24 protein-coding genes and 2 pseudogenes are annotated in these 20,176 nt (G+C 60.2%); 10 read left to right on the plus strand and 16 right to left on the minus strand.

The window, feature by feature from the left end; all coding sequences use genetic code 11:
- Positions 1-20: 20 nt before the first annotated feature.
- The 4 genes and pseudogenes from QSV46_RS33165 to QSV46_RS33180 all read right to left on the minus strand — a co-directional run bounded on the left by QSV46_RS33165 (position 21) and on the right by QSV46_RS33180 (position 5,539).
- Positions 21-773 (minus strand): annotated as a pseudogene (locus tag QSV46_RS33165) (SDR family oxidoreductase).
- 898 nt (positions 774-1,671) lie between these two features.
- A complete protein-coding gene (locus QSV46_RS33170; RefSeq protein WP_314961458.1) occupies positions 1,672-2,235 on the minus strand; it encodes a hypothetical protein in 564 nt (187 codons plus the stop codon).
- A 338-nt stretch (positions 2,236-2,573) separates the two neighbouring features.
- Entirely contained in the window at positions 2,574-2,969 is a 396-nt protein-coding gene (locus tag QSV46_RS33175) for a hypothetical protein (protein ID WP_314961460.1), read from the minus strand.
- Positions 2,970-5,167: 2,198 nt separating this feature from the next.
- Positions 5,168-5,539 carry a hypothetical protein gene (locus QSV46_RS33180; RefSeq protein WP_314961463.1) on the minus strand — a complete coding sequence of 124 codons (372 nt, stop codon included), beginning with the start codon at positions 5,537-5,539 and terminating at the stop codon, positions 5,168-5,170.
- 359 nt (positions 5,540-5,898) lie between these two features.
- On the opposite strand from QSV46_RS33180, the gene QSV46_RS33185 reads away from it, so the two are divergent.
- The 8 genes from QSV46_RS33185 to QSV46_RS33220 all read left to right on the plus strand — a co-directional run bounded on the left by QSV46_RS33185 (position 5,899) and on the right by QSV46_RS33220 (position 9,346).
- Positions 5,899-6,123, plus strand: a complete 225-nt coding sequence (locus QSV46_RS33185; protein WP_314961465.1) for a hypothetical protein — start codon at positions 5,899-5,901, stop codon at positions 6,121-6,123.
- Positions 6,124-6,208: 85 nt separating this feature from the next.
- Complete coding sequence (locus QSV46_RS33190; protein WP_314961467.1) at positions 6,209-6,409, plus strand: hypothetical protein; 201 nt, start codon at positions 6,209-6,211, stop codon at positions 6,407-6,409.
- 422 nt (positions 6,410-6,831) lie between these two features.
- Positions 6,832-7,191, plus strand: coding sequence for a hypothetical protein (locus QSV46_RS33195; RefSeq protein WP_314961470.1), 360 nt, complete (start codon positions 6,832-6,834; stop codon positions 7,189-7,191).
- Positions 7,192-7,230: 39 nt separating this feature from the next.
- Positions 7,231-8,151, plus strand: coding sequence for a non-homologous end-joining DNA ligase (gene ligD / locus QSV46_RS33200; RefSeq protein WP_314961473.1), 921 nt, complete (start codon positions 7,231-7,233; stop codon positions 8,149-8,151).
- Positions 8,151-8,465, plus strand: coding sequence for a hypothetical protein (locus tag QSV46_RS33205; RefSeq protein WP_314961475.1), 315 nt, complete (start codon positions 8,151-8,153; stop codon positions 8,463-8,465). Before ligD ends, QSV46_RS33205 begins: the two co-directional genes overlap by 1 nt.
- Positions 8,462-8,680, plus strand: coding sequence for a hypothetical protein (locus QSV46_RS33210; protein WP_314961477.1), 219 nt, complete (start codon positions 8,462-8,464; stop codon positions 8,678-8,680). Before QSV46_RS33205 ends, QSV46_RS33210 begins: the two co-directional genes overlap by 4 nt.
- Before the next feature lie 175 nt (positions 8,681-8,855).
- The gene (locus tag QSV46_RS33215; RefSeq protein ID WP_314961480.1) at positions 8,856-9,077 is read left to right on the plus strand and encodes a hypothetical protein; all 222 of its coding nucleotides are present in this window, start codon (positions 8,856-8,858) and stop codon (positions 9,075-9,077) included.
- A 44-nt stretch (positions 9,078-9,121) separates the two neighbouring features.
- Positions 9,122-9,346, plus strand: coding sequence for a hypothetical protein (locus QSV46_RS33220; protein ID WP_314961483.1), 225 nt, complete (start codon positions 9,122-9,124; stop codon positions 9,344-9,346).
- On the opposite strand, the gene QSV46_RS33225 is transcribed toward QSV46_RS33220, so the two are convergent.
- The 3 genes from QSV46_RS33225 to QSV46_RS33235 all read right to left on the minus strand — a co-directional run bounded on the left by QSV46_RS33225 (position 9,336) and on the right by QSV46_RS33235 (position 12,155).
- Positions 9,336-9,752, minus strand: a complete 417-nt coding sequence (locus tag QSV46_RS33225; protein ID WP_314961485.1) for a hypothetical protein — start codon at positions 9,750-9,752, stop codon at positions 9,336-9,338. The two genes, QSV46_RS33220 and QSV46_RS33225, sit on opposite strands and share 11 nt — an antisense overlap.
- A gap of 567 nt (positions 9,753-10,319) precedes the next feature.
- A complete protein-coding gene (locus QSV46_RS33230) occupies positions 10,320-10,931 on the minus strand; it encodes a hypothetical protein (protein ID WP_314961487.1) in 612 nt (203 codons plus the stop codon).
- Between the two features lie 444 nt (positions 10,932-11,375).
- On the minus strand, positions 11,376-12,155 hold the full coding sequence (locus QSV46_RS33235) for a Crp/Fnr family transcriptional regulator (RefSeq protein ID WP_314961489.1): 780 nt from the start codon (positions 12,153-12,155) through the stop codon (positions 11,376-11,378).
- 610 nt (positions 12,156-12,765) lie between these two features.
- Between QSV46_RS33235 and QSV46_RS33240 the strand changes: the two are divergent.
- A pseudogene (locus QSV46_RS33240) lies at positions 12,766-12,975 on the plus strand (GDCCVxC domain-containing (seleno)protein).
- 214 nt (positions 12,976-13,189) lie between these two features.
- Here the strand turns inward: QSV46_RS33240 and QSV46_RS33245 are convergent.
- From QSV46_RS33245 to QSV46_RS33285, 9 genes are all read right to left on the minus strand, one after another.
- Positions 13,190-13,876, minus strand: coding sequence for a serine protease (locus QSV46_RS33245; RefSeq protein WP_314961492.1), 687 nt, complete (start codon positions 13,874-13,876; stop codon positions 13,190-13,192).
- A 17-nt stretch (positions 13,877-13,893) separates the two neighbouring features.
- Complete coding sequence (locus QSV46_RS33250; protein ID WP_314961494.1) at positions 13,894-14,391, minus strand: hypothetical protein; 498 nt, start codon at positions 14,389-14,391, stop codon at positions 13,894-13,896.
- A gap of 469 nt (positions 14,392-14,860) precedes the next feature.
- Positions 14,861-15,406, minus strand: a complete 546-nt coding sequence (locus tag QSV46_RS33255; protein WP_314961496.1) for a terminase small subunit — start codon at positions 15,404-15,406, stop codon at positions 14,861-14,863.
- Positions 15,407-15,445: 39 nt separating this feature from the next.
- Positions 15,446-15,889 carry a hypothetical protein gene (locus QSV46_RS33260; protein ID WP_314961499.1) on the minus strand — a complete coding sequence of 148 codons (444 nt, stop codon included), beginning with the start codon at positions 15,887-15,889 and terminating at the stop codon, positions 15,446-15,448.
- Positions 15,890-16,018: 129 nt separating this feature from the next.
- Positions 16,019-17,113: an AAA family ATPase gene (locus QSV46_RS33265; RefSeq protein WP_314961502.1), complete on the minus strand. Its 1,095-nt coding sequence runs from the start codon at positions 17,111-17,113 to the stop codon at positions 16,019-16,021.
- Positions 17,110-17,496 carry a transcriptional coactivator p15/PC4 family protein gene (locus QSV46_RS33270; RefSeq protein WP_314961504.1) on the minus strand — a complete coding sequence of 129 codons (387 nt, stop codon included), beginning with the start codon at positions 17,494-17,496 and terminating at the stop codon, positions 17,110-17,112. Before QSV46_RS33270 ends, QSV46_RS33265 begins: the two co-directional genes overlap by 4 nt.
- Positions 17,493-17,744: a hypothetical protein gene (locus tag QSV46_RS33275; protein ID WP_314961506.1), complete on the minus strand. Its 252-nt coding sequence runs from the start codon at positions 17,742-17,744 to the stop codon at positions 17,493-17,495. The genes QSV46_RS33270 and QSV46_RS33275 overlap by 4 nt, the downstream gene beginning before the upstream one ends.
- An 80-nt stretch (positions 17,745-17,824) precedes the next feature.
- Positions 17,825-19,174 (minus strand): site-specific integrase, encoded by a 1,350-nt coding sequence (locus QSV46_RS33280; RefSeq protein WP_314961509.1) that lies wholly within the window; start codon positions 19,172-19,174, stop codon positions 17,825-17,827.
- Complete coding sequence (locus QSV46_RS33285; protein WP_314961511.1) at positions 19,171-19,305, minus strand: hypothetical protein; 135 nt, start codon at positions 19,303-19,305, stop codon at positions 19,171-19,173. Before QSV46_RS33285 ends, QSV46_RS33280 begins: the two co-directional genes overlap by 4 nt.
- Before the next feature lie 429 nt (positions 19,306-19,734).
- Between QSV46_RS33285 and QSV46_RS33290 the strand changes: the two genes are divergently transcribed.
- A complete protein-coding gene (locus QSV46_RS33290) occupies positions 19,735-20,052 on the plus strand; it encodes a hypothetical protein (RefSeq protein ID WP_314961516.1) in 318 nt (105 codons plus the stop codon).
- The last annotated feature ends 124 nt before the right edge of the window (positions 20,053-20,176 follow it).

Raw genomic sequence — 20,176 nt, forward strand, 5'->3', positions numbered from 1 at the left:
CTTCGGTCGGCGGAAGCGGATCAGGCTCCTGCCTGTGAGCGGCGGAGCCATTCGTCGAAACCGATGCGGCCGAGGCGCGCCTCGCCCAACGGCACGAGCGAGTGCTCGTTAACCCGGCCGCCCCAGTATCGGGCCTCGGGATCGCTCACCACCTCACGCCGGTCGTCAACCGCCTTCAGATAACGGGCGATGATTTCATTGAATGGCGCTCGTTCCGGGCCGGCAATCTCCACGCGGCCGCTTCGCGGCGCCGCGAGTGCCACATCGGCAACGATGGCAGCAACGTCATCCGCCGCGATGGGCTGGAATAGGACGGGCGGGAGCCTGATTATGTTTCCATCCGCACTTGAATCGGCGATGCCGCCGAGGAATTCCAGGAACTGGGTCGAACGGACGATGGTGTATGGGATGCCGGAGGTCTTGATCAGATTCTCCTGGGCAACCTTGGCGCGGAAATAACCATTGTCTGTCCGGTCGATTGCGACGATTGATAGTGCGACATGGTGCCGGACGTTCACTGCGGCCTCCGCCGCGAGAAGGTTACGGCCAGAGGTCTCGAAGAACTCCAGCACCGCCTTGTCTTCAAATCATGGCGAATTAGCAAGATCGATCACCACGTGCGCGCCCGCCATGGCCTCGTTGAGACCCTCGCCGGTGATGGTGTTGATCCCGCTTTGGGGCGAGGCGGCCACGACTTCGTGGCCGCTCTGACGCAGAATGGCAACGGTCTTCGAGCCGATCAGGCCGGTGCCGCCGATCACAACGATCTTCATCGTTGATCCTCCGTTGTCGCTAGACGCGTTTAGCTTCCGGATTGCTTGTGGCTATTACCATAAGCACACCGGTCCACCGCTGTTTCGATCACTGCTGCGCCGGGTAGAGGGCGTGATGAGATCCGCCCTTAGCTCAACAATACCACACGGCGCGGCTTTGTCAGAGGTCCGTCAATTGGACAGGAAGACTGATTGATTCGTGAGCGGCTGAATGGCTCATTTCCGAGCTGGGTCAAAATGCGAAGAACTCAACCTGAGCAAATCGGCCGAAGGGCCAAGCTCAGACGATAGTGCTGGGAGGAGCGCGAGTTGGAGTCTGATCCTACTCCTCTTGGAGCCATGATAAGCAGCAGCGCTACTTTCAGAACCCGCCCGGTTGAGCAGGTGGACTGGGCCAATCCGATCGTAGGTTGTTCGGATTATTCCGATCGAACAAGTCCTGCCTTACAAGGCCGCTTGGGTGAGGATCAATCGCGGGTGGAATTCTGCGAGTATCCTGAGTTGGGGCGACCACGAAGCCGGGCCGTACGATGCAACCGACGGGATAGCCAGCGTATCGGCAGTAAACCACGTCACTCGCCCTTCCAGGGCTTACGGCGAAGAACCCAATTATTAGCAATGCCGACAGCGCGATTGATCTTTTCATCTCAGTCTCCTGTGGCCAACTCACTTCCGTTACCAATCCACGACAAAGCATGATCGCAAAAGGAATCTAGGGCTACGCAAAAAAGCAAGATTATTGGGCGACGGATTTCCGCTTCGGGTCAAAGGCTGCCTGGAAAAACTTGCATGCCCTGTTCCGGTGAACTTCAGGAAGCAGACCTCGCGACACTCCGAGCTAATGGAGGACTCCGCACGGTTTTCCCATGCTGACCGACATGACATAAGTTCAGGCGGCTCACGCTAATTCATCGTAAACCAGCTTTGGTGCCAGCGCGTCCTGAACGACCTGGTCAGAAAATCCGAGCGCCTTGGATGCCTCGATCAAAGAACTCTCCAGTTCCTGATCGGTCATCCGAGTGAACTGTCCCGGCTCCCCGATTTCATGACGTTTGACCAGCATACCTTGTATCTGTGCCGCTGTTCGCAAACCGCTGTTTGCCTGCGCCAAATCCGGCCGAAAAATTGGCGAGCCATCCTGCCCGGTAAGCTGCCGCCCATGCTTATCGTACACCGGCAGTCCACGTATCGCCAAGTCGATGGTGTGTCGAAGCCGAATGATGATCCAACTATCGGTCAAGGCAGCCTTCTCGATCGCAAGCTCACGAACTTTCGAATCTTTGGCGAGGCGCTCCGCTACTAATTCTTGGACTCGATGCACTACTGCGCGACTCATACACAGTCGGTGGGCGTTCGCCGGCTGGAAAGCGTAACCAGCTGCGCGATACGCATCAGCTTGAGTTTTGCCGTTTGCAAGTGCTTGGGCCACCATCTCGTGGCGAGGTTTGTGCAGGGCTGGCATCGGACCGTTCGTACTTTACTGCCTTGTCCTAACTTATCACAACATTATCAATTGGTAAAAACCTTCAGCGCTCGTGATCCGGTTAAGCTCGTGGTTTTAACCAGACGGTCGACCGCTGGATTGCAGGACGCCCAGGCCGATCTTCACAAACGATTGGTCTCCACGGTCACCGCCGATCTACGCCGCCGGAAGGCTCAATCTGAAGATGCCAAGGATCAGGGTTCTGATGAGAGGGCTTTTCAGGGTGTTGCCCCCAGCCCTTTCTCGCGGTTTTTCCCCCCCTTGCTGCTCGCGGTGGGATTGATGGGTCGACGTGACGGCCGCCCGGACATGCTTGATCAGTTTCGATCTTCAACAATTCTTTGTCGGAACGCCTCGAACGCAGATTCCGTTCGTCGATCTAGCTCGACCGCGTCTTCAGGCCCGAGGCTTGCGAATACCTTTTTGGCGTGCTCCGCCATTCTGTGCATGTCGTCGCGCACTTGCTCGTAAGGAGGTTCTATGCCTCTCAGCTGGAATTCGGAGAGATAGTCGGATTCCACCCTTCTCAGTTGTTCATCAAAAAACGCATCCGCCCATGCTTTAAAAGCCATCCGCCATGATGTGATTAAGTCTTCCTCCGAAAGTCCTACAAGTCGACGGCCGCGCTGCGCATAATCAGCCACTGCGTCGACGCTCTCACTGTCCATCCAAGCTATGACTTCCTTAGTGCCCTCGTCATCATCAGCATTCATTGGTAGCTCCCAGCCTTCCGTCTGACAAAAGGCACCGAAGGACCGAAATCGTCCGATGGCGCATAGAGTATTGCGACCCGACCAGTAACCAGCGAGCGCGCAGGGCGTATGATGCCGAAGACAAGTGCCTCCCCCCCGCGCCGCTCGGCAAACCGCATCAGCGGTTTCCGCTGTCCCGGCGAGGTGCCCTCTGAGGGAGGTGATGTAGAGCCGGGTGTCGCGATCGCTCCCGCTACGGCGAATTTCGGCCGATAGCAGGACGGTCGCAATCTCCAGATCATAAACGCGACAGCAGGCCGAGATCATCGGGATCTCCCAACCGCGGTGCTTCTTCGACGGTCTGTAAAACAGCAACTTACATGCATGCCGTCGCCTTCTTGGCAGGTCGAGATGTCTTCGCTCCGCTCGACGAGCGCTCGCAATTGCGGGGCGGACCATTTTGCGAGCGGCTTTCGACAAGCACGGGATTGTCTTGGATCGCTCGCCGGAATTCATTTTGGGCTTGGCCAACGGATTTGTCACAGCAACTTCAAACCGACGCAGGGTCTTCGACCTCGACGAGCATCGGAGCAATGAGCTTGGTGAGCGGGCCAACAGAGTTTCCAGCCTTGATCTCCCATCTCTTTCTCTCATCTCTTCGGTCTTGCCTGTTGGTGGTGTCGTTGTGACGGGCATAGGACGACCTTCCCCACCAAAGTGATGAGGTCGGTCCCTATGCCCGCCGCGATCTTGCCTGCCGGAGCCTGCCGCCGCTTAGGGCGGTGACCTCGCGATGCTGCGGATCACCTTGGTGCCAACTTCTCGAAGCTCTGCATCACTCCGGCGGCCGCCCTCGCACCTTTCGGACCGGGCTGTTGTCTATGGCCGCTCCCCGCAGTAGACACTTCTCCAGCCGCCGCTGCTGTCCTACACCGTCCAGTGGCTGGCATCCGATCGGGTCTGACCGTCCAGGGTCGGACCCGTTTCCTTTTTTCAGTTCTCCTCCATGCTCGGGAAAAGCTTCTCTGCGATCTCCTCCGCGCCTCCATGGCGTCGGCGGTCAGTCAGCACGACGTCGTCAGATGCTCGCTGACCTCGCGCAGGATGGCGGCGCAAGCGCCAAACGGTTCTGCCGGGCGATCTGGATGACGAAATCCGGCTTCGTCGTTCTCACCTTGCTGCCGGAATCACCACGAGGTGCACTGCTAGGGCACTGCCTGGGAATGGCGTTAGGCCCCTCCCTCCAGTCGAAGGGCGCTCTTCCTGCCTTGCCTGGTGCAGAAGCGGCTTTTTTTACGTATAGTTTTCGTTCCGACACGGCGATATTTTCCTCTAGGTCCAATGCCGGGCCGAAAGGGGGTTACGTCGGAATGCGGATTGATTTTATTGGTAGGACGCCAGCCTTTTAATCACGGGGTCCTGGGTTCGAGCCCCAGCGCGCTCACCAACAAAATCAAAGACTTAGCGCCAAAACTTCCGAAAATCGAAAACTCAAAAAATCTCTGTGTCGGCAATATGTCGGCAAATCGATTGCCGCTGTAGACACAGCGCCTACCTAGGCCCAAATGAACCGCATTGGCCGCCAAACCGTCGTCTGCATGATCCTGATCGTGGTGTTCGCGGTCATCTGGAGCGCGGTCGGCTGACTCCGATCGCTTGTCCCAATGGCGGGGCGTTTGTGCCGACACAGTGCCGACACGGCATTCCGACATCCGGCCTCCTCCCCGTCGAACCGTCAATTGCCCGCCGTCGCCGCCTGCGTTTTGATGCCGGCATGGCTCGCCGCTCAAAAACCCATCGGTCTGACCGCTTCCCACCGGGCACTCCCGCCGACTGGATCGCGAACGGCCATGTGACCTGCAACATCCAGTGCGACGGCTGCGCTCGCAGGGTCGACGTCCGCCTGGACACGCTGCCGAAAGGCTGGCCATGGTCGCGGGTGGCACGCAACCTGGTTTGCGAGGCATGCGGCGCCAGTCCCTCCAACATCGTGCCGAACTGGCATGACATGCCGGGGCGAGCGGTGCCGTTCACGCCGAGGTGGGGGAGCCGATGAACCCTGCGAAGCGCACATGACGGAGCGAGGCTGGGGCGGCCTCTTCAGGCGAAGGCCCCAGCGCCTCGGACATGTCTGGAAGGAGGTGAGCGCTGGGGCCAAGTCCCGCCAGTACGCTACGCGGCAGGAGCGACGGTGATCTCAGAAGATCGACATTCGCGCACTAGCTTAGGTTAATCGCGCACTTGGCCCCGGTGTTGAGTTCCGCGATCGCCCAGTTTACGCTTTGGCCATGATCGGCAACGGCAACACCAATGGCCGCTGGAAGTGCGGAGAACTCGCAGACCTGCCGCGCATGCTGAAGCAGACGCAGAATGCAATCAGGTCCAGCCGCGAGCTTCTTGAGCGGAGCCAAAAATTCCTCCGTAGCCCTCCTGCGCCATCGCGCACCGAGGAGGCTCGGCAGGTCGTCCAAGAGCACATCGACGACCAGCGAGCCCTTGCCGAGAAACTGCGCCGCAGGATGAATTAAGGCCGCCTCAACCGGCCTTTGACCACCTCGGCTCACAGCGGACCGCGTCCATTCGGAGGTCAATTCGAGGCTTCTGAGTCCGGCTTTCCGGAGGCGTCCTTCTCGGATGGCTTGCGGATCAGGTTCAGAAAGCCCTGCGCGACGCGAAGCCAAGACGCGCGATCGTCATCGTTCAAAGCCCTGTCGGCTTCCTTCTGAGCCTCAACCGCTCGGCGGCGATTTTCGTCATCGTTGCTCATTCACTTAAATAGAGCGAAACTTGCCGCTCGCCAACCCGCGACGCGCTAGGCTCGTCTGTCACAGCTGCGAACGAGAACCGCAGCACGCGCGCGGCGCGACAAGGAGGACACCTAACCGCAAGATGGAGTTCTTCAGCCCAAGCATTCCGGAACGATCATCGATACCGGCGCTTGGGAGAGGAAATGTCCGACCACTCCGTCGTTCTCTTTCCTGGGATGATCAAGCCGCTGCGACTGGCGCGCGTCTACGGCTTCCTCATCCAGCGCGCAGATGGCCTGTATCACCCAGGCGGCAGTCAGCCGATATGCACGATGACGATGGCGCGCAAGATGGTCGAAGGCGGCTGGCTCACGCAGTACGGCCAGCGCTATGAGCCGACAGAGCAAGGGCTGCGAGCGGCGGAATGACCATGACTCGCGTAATATATTACCTATTGGAACCTTCGAGAACCTAATAGATTTCAGATTGAGCGACTCATGAAAGGAGGATTTCATGAAGCGCCACCGGTTCAAACAGGACAAGACGATAGGCGAGCGGCTTATCAGGGAAGCGCGGTTAGCGAGGGAAAAGGCAGATCAATTCCGGGCAGACGACGCGGAGCGTGAAGCGTTTTCGAACAAGCCCCGCGAACTCGATATCGCCACCAACATTGATGGATGGCTTAACTCTCGCGGACTGCAGCCACCAAAGTAAGGCGTGTCGTTCAGGCTGATTTGGCAACTAGAGGGAGGTGCATTTGGCAGCCGACCTGGTTCTCGAAATTGCCATTGTAGGACTGGAATCTTTTCAACGGTGCTGGTCTCTATGTTGTATTTCAATTTTGAGGTCGCCGTCAGTTGGCGCTGATAGGAACTAGGAGCTAATGGCGCGCTTGAGGTCCATGCCTAAAGAGATTGCAATAGCGCTCTGGTCATTGGCCGCCGCCTGTGTGCTGGCATTCGGCGTCGCGGCTATCGTCTCTCCTCACTGAAAACCTTCAGCAGCAAACTTCAGGCCGTCGCAGTTGGCGGCCTCTTTTATTTGACAGGGTGAGCGGTGCGGCAGAAGGGTGCAACCCTAGGGCCGGAACGATCCGAAAGCAGGACGATTGCTCCTCCTGAGTAGGAGTTTGCGTCATGCGTTATGCGCCGTCGATCGTTCCGCTGGATCGCCTCGACCGGGATGTTTACCTGGTGCTCGAAGACTTCGGCGCCCGCGCCGGCTGCTCCTGGCGCGAGACAGACGAGCAGGACACCGACATCGAGACCATCATCCGCGATCTGCTCTCCGGCCAATATGCCTATCCGGTCCGGATCGTCGCCTTCAACGCCATCGAGGGTTGGGCACGCGATGCCACGAGCGAGATTGCCGATGAACTGGCCAAGCGCGTGACAGGCCGCGCCGAGATCACGGCGGCCTTACAGGCCTTCATCCAGGCCAACGCTTCCAGGCCCTTTGCTGAGCAACTGGCGCTGCCTCTACGGGGAGCCGCTTGACCTCAAAACTGTGATCGTGATGTTGCGTGGAGTTTGTGAGTGGCGTCCCAACGTAAGAAGGTCGTGCCGATCGGGGTGAAGGCGCCGTATCCCGGCTTCATCGAGCCTCTGCTCGCCGAGCAGGTCGACCGGGTCCCGCGCGGCGACCGCTGGCTCCACGAGATCAAGTACGACGGTTACCGCGCCCAGCTCCACATCCTCGGCGAGGACATCAAGGTCTTCACCCGGCGCGGTCACGACTGGACGAAGCGGTTTCGCAAGATCGCCGAGGATGCCACCCCGATCAGGGCCAGCTCTGCGATCATCGACGGCGAGATTGTCGTCCCCGGTGAAGGCGGCAAGACCGACTTCTCGCAGCTCCAGAACAGCCTCAGGGGCCGTGCCCAGAACATCATCATGGTCGCGTTCGACCTGCTGTACCTCAAAGGCCACGATCTTCGCAGGGTGCCCCTGGAGGAGCGCAAGGTGGCTCTCCAAGAGCTGATCGCGAGCACGCCCATCCAGTACAGCGAGCACTTCGAGATCGACGGCGCCGAGCTGTACCAGCGCGCCTGCCAAGCCGGGCTGGAGGGCATCGTCTCCAAGATCGCGGGCTCGCCCTATGTCGGCGGGCGCGGTGACTACTGGGTCAAGACGACCTGCGCTCATCGCGAGACCCTGACGATCGCCGGCTTCGCGCTCGACGGCAGCAAGTGGGACGGGCTGTTCCTCGGCCGGCGCAAGGGCGAGGACCTGATCTATGCCGGCAAGGTCGACCATGGCTTCGACAAGTCGTCAGAGACCGAGCTGCGGAAGCGGCTGAAGCCGCTGATCAGGAAGACGCAGCCCTATGCCAAGCGGGTCGCGCATAAGGGCATCTGGGTCGAGCCGAAGCTGCTTGCGGAGGTCGAGTACCGGGGCAAGTCGGCAGAGGGCAAGGTCCGGCACACTTTTTTCAAAGGTCTGAGGGAGGACTTGTGATGGCTTACAAGCGAGGCGCGCGCGAGGAGATGGCGAAGCGATCGGGGCCGACCTGGTATATTCCTGAGCACGTCCCTGACATCCACACTGGCGAACCGTGGTCCGAGATGGCGGTCGAAGACCTGCAAGCGGCGTGGAAAACCGGTGCCGACCTCGCAGAGTTGAGCTCGTATCTTTGCCGCGACTGGGAGGACATCACCCAGAAATGCAAGGAGCTGGGACTCGATCTGATCTACCAGCCGCAGCGGCGGCGGGGCTATCTGCAAAAACGGAAGCGGCTGTCCGAGAAGAAGTCCGACGACGAGGGATCATGAAAGTGGCCCGGCTGAACCCGGCCGAGCAGATCGAGCAGAGCTATGATGAGGCCATGGTCGCGCTTGCCGACTACCTGACCCGCGAGCGCGATGCAGCGGCTACGATCGACCGGCTCATCCGTATCCTCGATCGGGACAGCCTGCGCGATGCCATCATCGAGGTCCTGGTCGACGCGCGGGTGCATCCGAGGCCCAAAGAAGAACTCCCGAAGTAGACGCGCATAAGGTTTGACAAGCATCGGTTGTGCCAGCCATAACTGGCTGAATGCAGCGAGTTGAACCAAGTTGGCCGTCCTGATGATGATTTTGCTCGTATCCAATGCGGCCGGCCCGCCGAGAAGATTATACAGCGCACATGCGTTCTTCCGTTCACATAACCTTGGAGGATCAATGAACTTTCGTGAGGTGGCCATTGAAGCGATCAGCATGAATAAGGCGGGTAAGCCACACGACGAGATCAAGCGATACATCGTGAACAAGGCCCTTGAACTCGGAATGAGCAAGGGAGGTTATTCCGAGGTCGAACACAGTAGCGCATACACCATCCGGTTGGTTACGACTGGGGAGACCATCGCGTTCAACGGGCACGAGTACAACTATCAACCCAGCTAGTATGACGTTGGCCTCCGAAGCTTTTTTTTGATCAGGAGAATTGCATGCCTATAGATTGGAAAGCTTACGCGCGGGGTGTCGAAGCCGACATCGCGCAGATCAAGCGCGACCTCGCGCCACTAGAGGATGGGACGATGACCATCGGCGAGCGAGAAAGCGGTAGCGACTGGCGGGATGTCACTCCCGAGACGATAGCTCGTTACAAGCAAAACATCGCGACCTACGAGGCTATCCTCAAGGACGTGGTAGAAAACCGTATTAAGAACTGACTCGCGTCGCAATCCGCCGACCCGGAACTTGTGCAGCAGGCGGTTCGCTGAGATCGTACTCGATGACGGCCGCAATGCCGGCGTTGATGATCACGACTTTAACCGCCCGCGTTGAGCCCTCGGTGAGCGCCACCAGTTCGCCATCGCGGTTGGTGGTCAGCTCCTGGCGCACGACATGCGGCAGGATGCGGCTGCTGGTGCCGGTCTCGGTGACGGTATAGCCGGCATCGCGCAGAAGGCCCGGAAGCGCCGAGCCGGCCAGCGTCTGAAACCGCATGTCCGGATTGCCGGGGACACTGACCAGCCACCCGCCTTGCTTTGAGATGTAGACCAGCAAGGCCTCGAATTTTTCCTTCAGACTGTCGATCTGATGCGCCTTGCCGGGCGTGTAGCGATCTTGCCTCATCGCTTGTTCGCCAGCGCCATGACCTCATTGACGTACTGCTGCAACAGATCGCGCAGACCGGCAATGTCTTGCTTGCCGGCGCCGGCATGGCGCATGACCGTCAGCTTCATCAGGATCGAGGCGGCCTCGTCTGGACGGCTGCTGGCGCCTGGCGAGGACTGCTCGGTGTCGTCAGTAGATCAGCGTGGAATGCAGCCAAGCCGTCAGGCACGCACGCGCAGAGGACAATTCCCAGATACGGAAGGCGATCATCGCGTGACAATCGATACGCACCTGTCATCCCGTCAATGTGACGCGCAGCGAGGGCATTCACCATCCGCGGCTTCGCCGAGCTGCCGTCCAATCTCTTCGCTGAGGGCCTTCGGACTCCAATGCGTACCGTCAGTCCTGCTGATCGTCTTGGCGCGCTCGTAGGCATGGCTTTCGGCCGCATCATCGCCGACGCGGATGCTTACGTCGGGATGGAAGGGGCAGAGCGCGATTGCACGCGTCGTCTCCAGTGCATAGCGCACGGTCGCGCTGAGATCATCAGCGGAATATTTGGCGCACATTGGAGCGGACGCTCGTTTACGTTAGCGGTCTCGCAGTTTCAGCGACGGCCCGGCCAGTGGTTGCCATTCCGGCAGCGTAGGCGGCGCCTGCGCCAAGGAGAAGCGCACAGAAGCTGGCAAACATCGCATATGCGAAATGCTTGCGAGCTTCATCGATCTGCGCCTGCGTCGGAGCCCGAGCACTCGCGCCGACAGTCTCGCGTGCGGGGGCATTTGACAAGGCTACCACGCGGGCGCTCGCCGTGTATGTCGGACCCACCAGATTACTCGCGACGCTGGTCGCGGAAGCAGGCAGCAGGGCCGCCGCTGCGACCACCACGACCGTTGCGACGGCCCAAGCGGCCAACGCATGTCCAACGCGGCCAAGACCAGTCTGATCGGGCGAATTGGCGGCCGCGACCGCGCCCCCAATAAAGGCCGCGATGATGCCGGATACGGCCCACCACACGAAACCGGCCCAACCAGCCCCAGCGGGCGTGGATACGGCGGTGGGGATGTCGATCGCAAGCAGACCAATGCCAAAGCCGAGCATGGTCAACAAGATTTGGACCACGAGAGACGCAAAGACGCCGGCCAATACGGCCGACCACGTCCAGCCAAAGAAGGCGTTGGATACTGTACGTGCCATGGCGAGTTCCTCCAGGAACATAGAACTTTTGTTCCAACGCGCCGCCAAGACTGACGTTCCTGTTGGAGGAACTCGCTGCCGTATGCGCGGTTGGCGTCGAGAAGCCGCTCCGAGGAGCTGCTCTAAGAGAGGAAGAGGACAATGACATTCGGTAGAGGCGCCCTGCTCTGGCTTCTGGGCATTCCGCTCCCCGTTATCGTGCTGCTTGCGTTGTTCTGGCGATAACAAAGGGCGGAAAGCAATGGTCTGGCAGCTTTGCGGGAGCGCTGCCGGCATGATCGCCTTATCGGGGTAGCCGTGGCCGAAGCTGGTGAAGGCGCCGGCATCATTGATCCGGGCCGAAGTCGCGCACGCTGAAATCAGGCCAGAAGCGGACCTGTCGCGGGATGGCCGACGTGGTCGAGAATGACCCGGAGCCGACGTTCTACGCCTGTTGCTTGTCGGCTACCGATCCCGGGGCGCCGCTCCGTTCGCCCCGGCGCCAGCGTTTGCGCGGACGATAGGTGAAGGGGCGCTCTCCAGCGCATGAAGATAATCACGGCTGAACTCCGCAGCCTCCTCCAATGCAGCTCGGTCAAGGAGCTGGACGGTGTGGTGCTGCCATTCGATAAGGCCCTGACGTCTGAGTTCCTGGACAACCCTGTTCACATGAACCACCGATAACCCGCACGCATCTGCAACATTCTGCTGAACAAAAGGCAGGTGGAAGCTGGCGTTGTCGAGTAGTCCCACGAGCTCTAGCCGCGTGGCGAGTTCGCAAAGTAGATGCGCAATTCTGCCAAGGGCTTGGCGTGCACCAAGATTTTCGACCCATTCGCGATAGATCGAAGCATGGATTAGCGTCTCGCGCCAAAATGCCTGTGTAAGGGCAGGAGCTTCGTTCATGACCTCCTTGAGATAGGCATGAGGAACGGAAGCCACCGTCGAAGTGCCGACGCTGCAGAGTTCATGGTCCATGACTGGCAAATGTAAAGAGTGAAGGTCTGGCATGTCGCCAGCAATATAGAACGATGAGATCTGGTTGCGGTCGGAGACTACCTTCTGGCGAGACAAGAACCCGCTAATCACAATGATCGAATGCTTGGGCCTGTCGCCTTGGCGGAAGATATATGCGCCATTGTCCAGCGTCTTAAGCTTGTACGGCATGCGTGCGAGCTTGGCTTGATCTTGCTCGGACAGTCCAACGACCGCCTGCAAACGCGCGATCAGCTTGCGATGTGGCATAACACGCTCCCATCCACGAAGGCGGGAGCACACTCGGTCTCTCAGGCACCGGCGCCCACGGGCCTCAGCCGGTGATAGCTAATTAATGCATGCGGATTGGGGAAAGTTCAATTGAAGATTTAGCAGCCACTAACATGCGTTGGCAGTGCAATATGTGAGGTCACATCGTCGATCCCTCCACTTGCCCGGGCAGTCGATTTTGGCACGGCCCTAACTACATTTTCAGGATGATCGGCGATGACCATGGCATGGAGCAAATGTTGCGCGAGGAACTTGCGGACTTGCCGCTTGTACTCAAGCAGACCCGGGCTCTAATCGACGCAAGTCGGCTTCTCATTGAGAGGAGCCAGCGTAACTTACAAAAGGACCGCTGGTATTCGGACAGCCAGCCGGGAAGCAAACGCTTATCGCAAGTTTAGGAACGTCTGGCGCGGGCCGGTTTTGCGGCGACTTCACCCAGCCGGGCTCGCGATCCAGCCGAAGTCGTTGGTGAAGAGCGAGAAGGCGAAGCAGATCGAAGCCGAAGGCGGCACAACTGGTGCCAGCGTTCTCCACGCCAGAGCTGCCCGGCAAGCTGTTGTTGGCCGGCTCGTTCGCCTATGATGGCCCAATGCAACTTCAATCGACTCTGACCTGTCCGACCTGCCAGCACCAATCCACCGAGACCATGCCGACCGACGCCTGCTAGTTCTTCTACGACTGCAAGGGCTGCGGGACCCGGCTTAAGCCGCTCGCTGGCGACTGCTGCGTGTTCTGCTCGTATGGCACGGTCCCGTGCCCGCCGATGCAAGAGAACGGCAAGAGCGCGTGCTGTAGCTGAGCCGCCCCGCAGGTTGATCTCGGCGCACATGCAGACGCCGGCAACCTCGGCAACAGCCAAGCTTTGCCCAACGGAATGACCATCGTTCAAAGCCTCTAGGAAGGCCGGTGGTGCGTCGGCGCGCTCCGGGCTGCCGAGCCAGCGGCCGGAGCTGGCGAACGGATCGACGGGCGAGCTGACACCGCTGGAGATCGGGCTGGTATCGCACTGACCGTCATGGCTTGCTCTCACTCCGATGATTGAGTCGTTGGGCATGCTCCAGCTTCCGCAGAAGCCAAGTCGGTAAGCAGTCGGTCAGGCTCGGATGCATGTTGACCGTGTCGTCGTTGCTACTGGTTGAGATTGCCCCGATAGCCGCGCCATTTGTGTCGAGGATCGGGGAGCCGGACATTCCGCTTTCGATGCTGGCTCCGCGCACGTAAAGAAACCTGCCGTTGTTGAACACCGCACATGGGACCCACTGACGCTGGACCGACAGGACCCACGCGGGTGCTCCTGGCAGGCTATGCCACTCAGAGGGCGGCACGGCGACCGGAGATATTCCGACCGATAGCGCCGTGCCGGTGAACCGCTCGTACTCGTCGGCTCGCTCCGGGAGGCTCTGATTATCCGGCGCAGCCAACACAGCAATATCGTCAGTCAGGCTGAGGACGCACAACTCTCCCCAGATGTTGCGCTTCTTTGAGCCGATTTGGCCGATGATCTCCGGGAAAATCAGATCATTGCCGCTGTTGGCAAGGTGAGGACGTGGATAACGCGAGCGCGGCAAGCAGTGCGCGGCGGTGATGACGTAATGATCTGTTCCGGAACTTACGATGAAGCCGCGTCCGCCGCCGACCTTAACGATGGCAGGAGCGATTGCTTCGACATCGATAGCTGCGCCTTCTGCTGTTTCAGTCACCGCGCCCCCCGTGCGTTCTAGTTCGGCGTGCCGGAGTTGAAGCCGCCCCTGATGTCGACGTTGATCCTCTTGGCTGCGGGATCGAGACGGATGTCGAAGTCAAAATCCCAAGCTTCGAGATAGTCACCGTAAACGCCGGGATGATCGGGGTGACGGGTCGGCATCGTCAGCACGCCCCAAGTCAGGATCAGCATTTCGGCTGCTTCATTGCCCGTGGAGAAGCGACCGCCTTTTTCGCTGATATACATGACGGCCGATTGCCACAGGTTTTCCGGAGGCGCCTCGGCGGCCTTGGCAATCTTGGCCACCTCCTGGTCGATGTTCGCGACCTCGGCGACCTTGCCCTCCCACTCGAACAGCTTCTTTCCGTTCATCGCGACAGTGATCATTTTGGCACCTGTTCCGGTCCGGCCGCCAACGTGATCCTGCGCTCTTAAAAAAGTCATGTAAATAAAAACATAATGAAAACAATGGTTTGAGAACAGTCTCACACCTTGGGAGCCGATGGAACCCATTGGAACCTAATGTGATCGCTGCAAAAATGGCGACCCGCGCACCGGGGAACCGGTTTCGGAAATCTGAAAATACCCGGGATGGAACCGGCAGAAGGAACCCGGCGCGCATGCCGAGCTGTCTGGGGGAACCCGAATTTCGATGAGGAGGTAAATCAATACATGGGGTGGGGGGTGCGTAGGCTCCTCCCCCGGAGGGGGGTGGCATCTGCCGCCCGCCGCCGTCCAGGACGGCCTCGGCGGCTCAGCCGATGGCCCGACAGACCAAGACGCGGCCGATGCCGAGCTGCCTGGCCGTGGCGCTGATGCTGATCGCCTCAGTCGCCGTGACACCTGCCGTGACATGGCTCGCGGCAACTGACTTTGCCGACACAGTGCAGACACGCGCATCTCGTCGGCTGCATTATCTCACGCAATCAGCCGCTTACCGCCTTCAACCCTGTGATTGAAAATCGTGAGCCGAGGAAAAGCGCTATCTCCTCGGCATCGGCAGGTGCCGCCCTTCCCTCGCCGCGCTGATCCTCGGCGTCACGTTCCTCGCGCTCAGTCCCGCGCGCTCCTCGATCATGCCAGCCAGCTCGCGGAGCTGCGCGGCGGCGGCAGCAGCCGAGCCGAACTCCTCGACCACTCCATCGACCACCTCCTCGACGGTCTGGCCGCCGAACGCGCCGGGCGGGCCGACCTCGACCTGGTCGCGCAGCATGCCGCAGAGCTTGGCCATCAGCGCCAGCGAGGTGTTGACCGCTGCGTGGTTGCGATCCTCACGCGCGGCGGTGATGGTTTGCTCAAGCTGTGAGAGCAGACCTTCGAGCGAAACCCGGCTCTTTCGCACCACGGGCGCGTTGATCTCGGCAATCCTCGCCTGAACCTCAACTCGTTTCAACAAACGCGAGCCGGCTGCTTCAGCAACGTGACCGCTGCGGTCATAGACTGTGCTGTATGCCGCAGCGGCGTTGCCCTTGCTCGCCAAGACCTGGTGGCAAAACATCTCGTGTCGGTGATTTCGCAGCGGTGCCATGGGTTGCAACCTACGCCCATGGCAACATTTCGCAATGCTTCAGGCCGCTGTGACCGCGTCCTCTTCCGTCAGATACTCCGCGATTGTTTTGATGACGTCGTCGAGGTCGACGAAGTTTTCGAGGTCGCAATCATCGAGCAGGTCCTCGGCCTCGTTCCGAGCGTCGCGCAAGATCATATCGATGGTCTGAAGCTTGGTCTCAGGAAAGTGCCGCTTGATGGCCTTGGTGACGCTGATGAAGATGTCCTCGATCAGTGATCCGACATCGGCCCTGCCGACGTAGCTGTTAAACATCGCGTCGTAACATTCATTCCGAAAGTCATCGTAAGATAGGGCCGGCGTCTGTTTCATGGCTTCCTCCCTCACTGGTATTCCCACGCGCTCGGTGCTGCCGAGCATGTCCACGCTCGCGAAAAGCCGTTCGTTCATGCGCGTGACGTCCGCTGCGCTCGCCTGAACGGCGGCTGCGCTGCCATCACGCATCTGGCACCTCCTGGATGGTTACGGGCGGTTACGCTGTTACGTCCCCTATAGGGGGGACGTAACGTAACGTAACCAAAGCGCCGGGAAATCCGTAACCGTAACGTAACGCGTAACGTAACCCCGTAACGCTCAGAGCCGGGTCACGGCGGTCCATTGGCCGCTGTACTCGCGCACCAAACTCAGCTCTTTCAAACGTGCCTGGATGTCGTTGAGCGTTGCCCTGCGCGTTCGCCCAACACCCACGGCGCGGCCCTTGTCGTTCCAGTCGGCTGTCGAGAGGCCGGCAGGCTTCGCTTCGTGCAGCAGCCGCAGCATCGTTTTCTGATCGGGGCTCAGCTTCGGCTCGCGGGTCTTGGTCGCGGCCGGCGCATCGATCGGATCGATGGACACAATGGCGGTGCTGATCTTGTCGCCGTCGCTGTCAGTGCCGAGATCGATCGGCTCAAGACGGAACTGCGCCAGCACGCCTTCGGCCTGGTCATTGGCTTTGACGATCTCGGCCGACTTGATGGCGTCGCCGCTGATCTGGACCATGAAGTCGACGTCGCCGAGATGGGCGTTGCTGCCGCGCGCGCCCCGCGTCTCGTCCTTGCCGGTGTGGCCGACCAGGGCGATATGGATGCCGAGCAGTTCCTGGACGCGGCGCAGGTTGGCAGCAACCCGGTTCTGATCGCGCGCCCTGTCCTCATCACCGCCCCCGGCAGCAATAGCTTTGCTGAAGGTGTCGATGATGATCATGCCGACGTCGACGCCGAACCCGCGTTCCGCCGTGCGCACGATCTCAACGATGGCTGAGACGCTGGCCGGGTTCATCAGGTCAATGATGCCGGCGTGAACCGCGATCGGCAAATCGATCAGCTCATCCCGGACGGCATAGGCGTGTAGCCGCCGCTTGCAGAGATCGGCGCGCTCAAGGGCGAGGATGACGACGCCGCAGGGCGCCTTGGCCTTGTGGCCTCGCCAGTCCCTGCCCGCCGCGCAGTGAACGCCGATCTCGATGAGCAGCGCGGACTTGCCGTGGCCTGGCGGAGCAATCCAGCCAGACGTCTCGCCCTTGGCGATGACGCCCTTGATGATCCAGTCCTTCTGGATGAAGGCGCCGCAGTCCGCGAAGTAGGTGAGCTTTACGGCCGGCGGTTCGGCAATTGAGCCGGAGCCATTGATGACACCGCGCGCGGCCTGGATGAAAGGAACCACGCTGGAGCTGTTCTCGGTGATCCTCATGACGTTGACCCCGCTGTAATGAGGTTGAGGGCGGTCGCCTTTCGCAAGGCATCGCCGGCCGCCTTGCAGAACTGCGGCAGCGTCTTCAGGCCGATCGAGATGCCGCGCGAGGTCGGGCGCATCCGTCCGGACTCGTCCATGGCGTAGACGCGGAAGTCGGCATAGGGGTGCTGCTCGTATTGCCGCAATGAAACCTGCACCGCCTCCCGGCGATTGCGCGGGGACTTCCAGAAACTGGCGATGCCGATGCCGTCGCCGTTGAGCGACGGTGTGGTGCCTTGCGCGTGAGTCGTCGTCTCGGGTAGATTGCAGGCGTTGTCAGTGCCGTTATCCGAGATCGAAAACCCCGCGCGCGGTGTGGACCGCGATGCGGGGTTTTTCATGCGGCGACACTCTTCTTCTTGGAGTTGCCGGTCTCATCCGTGGCGCCGAGCTGGCGAAGCCAGCGGTCAACGTCCGCGACGCTATAGAGAACATCGCGGCCGACACGGGTTGCGGGCGGGCCTTTGCCGTCCCGCTCCCATGCGATCAAGGTGAACTCGGAATACGCCTTGCCGCGCAGGCGCTCGCCGAGTTCCTTCGCCAGTTGCTTTCGGGGAATGTAACCGGCAGCAAATTCGGTGATGGTCATGTTCGCTCGCCTCGGTCCGGTTGAAGTTGGCTGAGGATAACATGCACCAACCAAACCGGAACGTTGAGGGAACATCAGGGTCACGCGGCGACCGCTGCGGACCTTGGCGCATTGAGGATGGAGTCGACCATCGCCGCCAGCGCCTCGAAGGCCTCGCGCTTCTCTTCCAGATATAAATGGCGGTCATAGGTCTCGCGCACGCCGCCGATGACATGCCCCATGCAACGCTCAGCATGGTCGGCGTCGACCTTCGCGCGGCTCATGAGGCTGCGGCCGGTGCGCCGCAAGTCGTGCAATGTCCAATTCTCCATCGGCTCGCGCCCGGCCTCTTTGCGGATTGCGGAAAGAGCCTTGTCCAGCTCGACCTTGGCCTTGCTGAAGCCGGAGAACGGAACGGCCCCATCGGTGGTGCTGAAGATAAAATAGTCATTCTTGCGCACCTCCGGAGCCGGCATTGCGGCAATCAGCTCGCGCGCCGCCGCCGAGAGCGGGATGACATGGTCGACGCCGGTCTTGTAGCGCTCGGCCGGAATGGTCCAGACATCGCCATCCAGCTCGGCGCTGCTCATCATGGCGCCTTCGGTGCGCCGCGACATGCATAACAGGGTCGTCTTGATGTAGGCCGGATAGCAGGCGGGCTCCTCGATCCTTTCGAGAGCCGCCCAGAGATCGCGGATTTCGTCATCGGCCAAGGTGCGCTTGCGGGCGCGGTCCTTGCCATTGGTGCGCGCCATGCCCTTGACGATGGGCGAATTGAATTGATCGTCGCGCAATGCGTACCAATTGAACGTCTTGCGGATATAGGCGAGCGTCCGGTCGGCCATGACGGGGCCGTTCTCGTCGGCGATCTCGTCCAGCATGGCGACGATGTGGGAGCGCCGAATGTCGTAGATGCCGAGTCCGCCGATCTCGGGGAACACTAGCCGCTCGAAGGTCGACTCGATCTGATCAGCGCTGCGAAGCCCGGCGCCGCCCTTGGCGTCTTTCCGGACGTAGCGCTCCATAAACATGTCGAGCAATCCCGGCGCGGCCTGCTCGTCCTTGTTCTCGCCGTTCTTCCACGCGCCGCCGATCTTGAGACCGGCCGGCTTGTCGCCGTCCTGAAGCCGCCGTGTCCGCTCCGGCCGCGCGTCCTCGCGGCGGCCGTTCTTGATGTCCTTGGCGAGCTTGTCCGCTTTGATGATCGCATCACGAACCGAGAGCGTGCCGCCCTGCGGGTTCTCGTCCCAACGCCCCAGCGTTTCGAGATAGCCCTTGCCGTTGATCCTATGGAACAGGACGAACGACTTGGTGCCAGCGGCGGTGACGCGCACCGCGAAGCCGGACGGCGCTTTCTTGCCCTGAAGAGTCGCCCCGCTGAAGAAATGCTTCTTGTTGCCGGTTGCCGGGACCGGCAAGGCGGCGACGATCTTCTCGCTGATTGACTTCATCGCGCGGCAACCTCGTAGGCCATGCCGAGCGACGGGCAGCAAATCGGGTCGCCGCTGTTGGTCACGCCATAGACGAAATAACCGTCAGCGGTGTCCCAGATTTCGACCGCGCCATTTTTGAAAATCAGCATAAAATCGCCCCGCCGTGTCTGCACTGTGTCTGCACATCGAACCATATGCGAGCTGCAATGGGACGCAAGGTAAATCACGGGGTTTAAGCGAAAATCACCGATAATCAGGGGTTTTTCTGTGCAGACACAGGAAACGTGTCTGCATCCAAAGGCTTATGAAATTGGCCTGAAACGACTTTTAATCACGGGGTCCTGGGTTCGAGCCCCAGCGCGCTCACCAAGTCAATTCGATAGCTTACGACAAACCCAGATCTCGTTGAAAAAGCGGGGCGTGAGCATTGTGTTGGCAGACGCATTGCCGCATTCGCCGACGTTGGGAGTACGGGCCCGGGACAAGCCCGTTCCGGCCTACCCCTTTTTAGCCGTAGCCTCTTCGACCGTTTGGGGTCAGGTTCGGTTCTGAAGGGAACTCTAGTCGAGGGCGTTCTCATGACTCACTCTCCATCCATCGTGCCGCAGAGTACGGCCAACCACGATGTCTACATTGTGCTTGAGGACTTCGGCGGCCATCTCGGGCGGGCCTGGTCGGAAACGGCAGAAGAGGACGCCAATCGTGCGACTCTGCTGCGGCACCTGATTGAAGGCCACTACATTCGTCCAGCTCGCATCGTCGCGTTCAACACGACCGAGGGATGGTCGCGTGATGTGACCGCGGATATCGCGGATGAGCTGCGCCGTCGCTTCGTCGAATTCGAGGAGGTGGCGCCCTCCATGTTGGAATTCCTCGAGAGGGCGGCGAGGCACTGAGGGAGAGATTCATAGAGCGCAGCTACACCTTCCCAAGGCGCAGCTTAAGCGTCTCCAATACAACAGTGTGATAGTCGGTCATCGCACAGGGCGCGTGCCTTATGGCCTCGCACTGATGGCAGCT

Origin of the sequence: Bradyrhizobium cosmicum (assembly GCF_032290525.1) — a bacterium.
Taxonomy (GTDB): domain Bacteria; phylum Pseudomonadota; class Alphaproteobacteria; order Rhizobiales; family Xanthobacteraceae; genus Bradyrhizobium; species Bradyrhizobium cosmicum_A.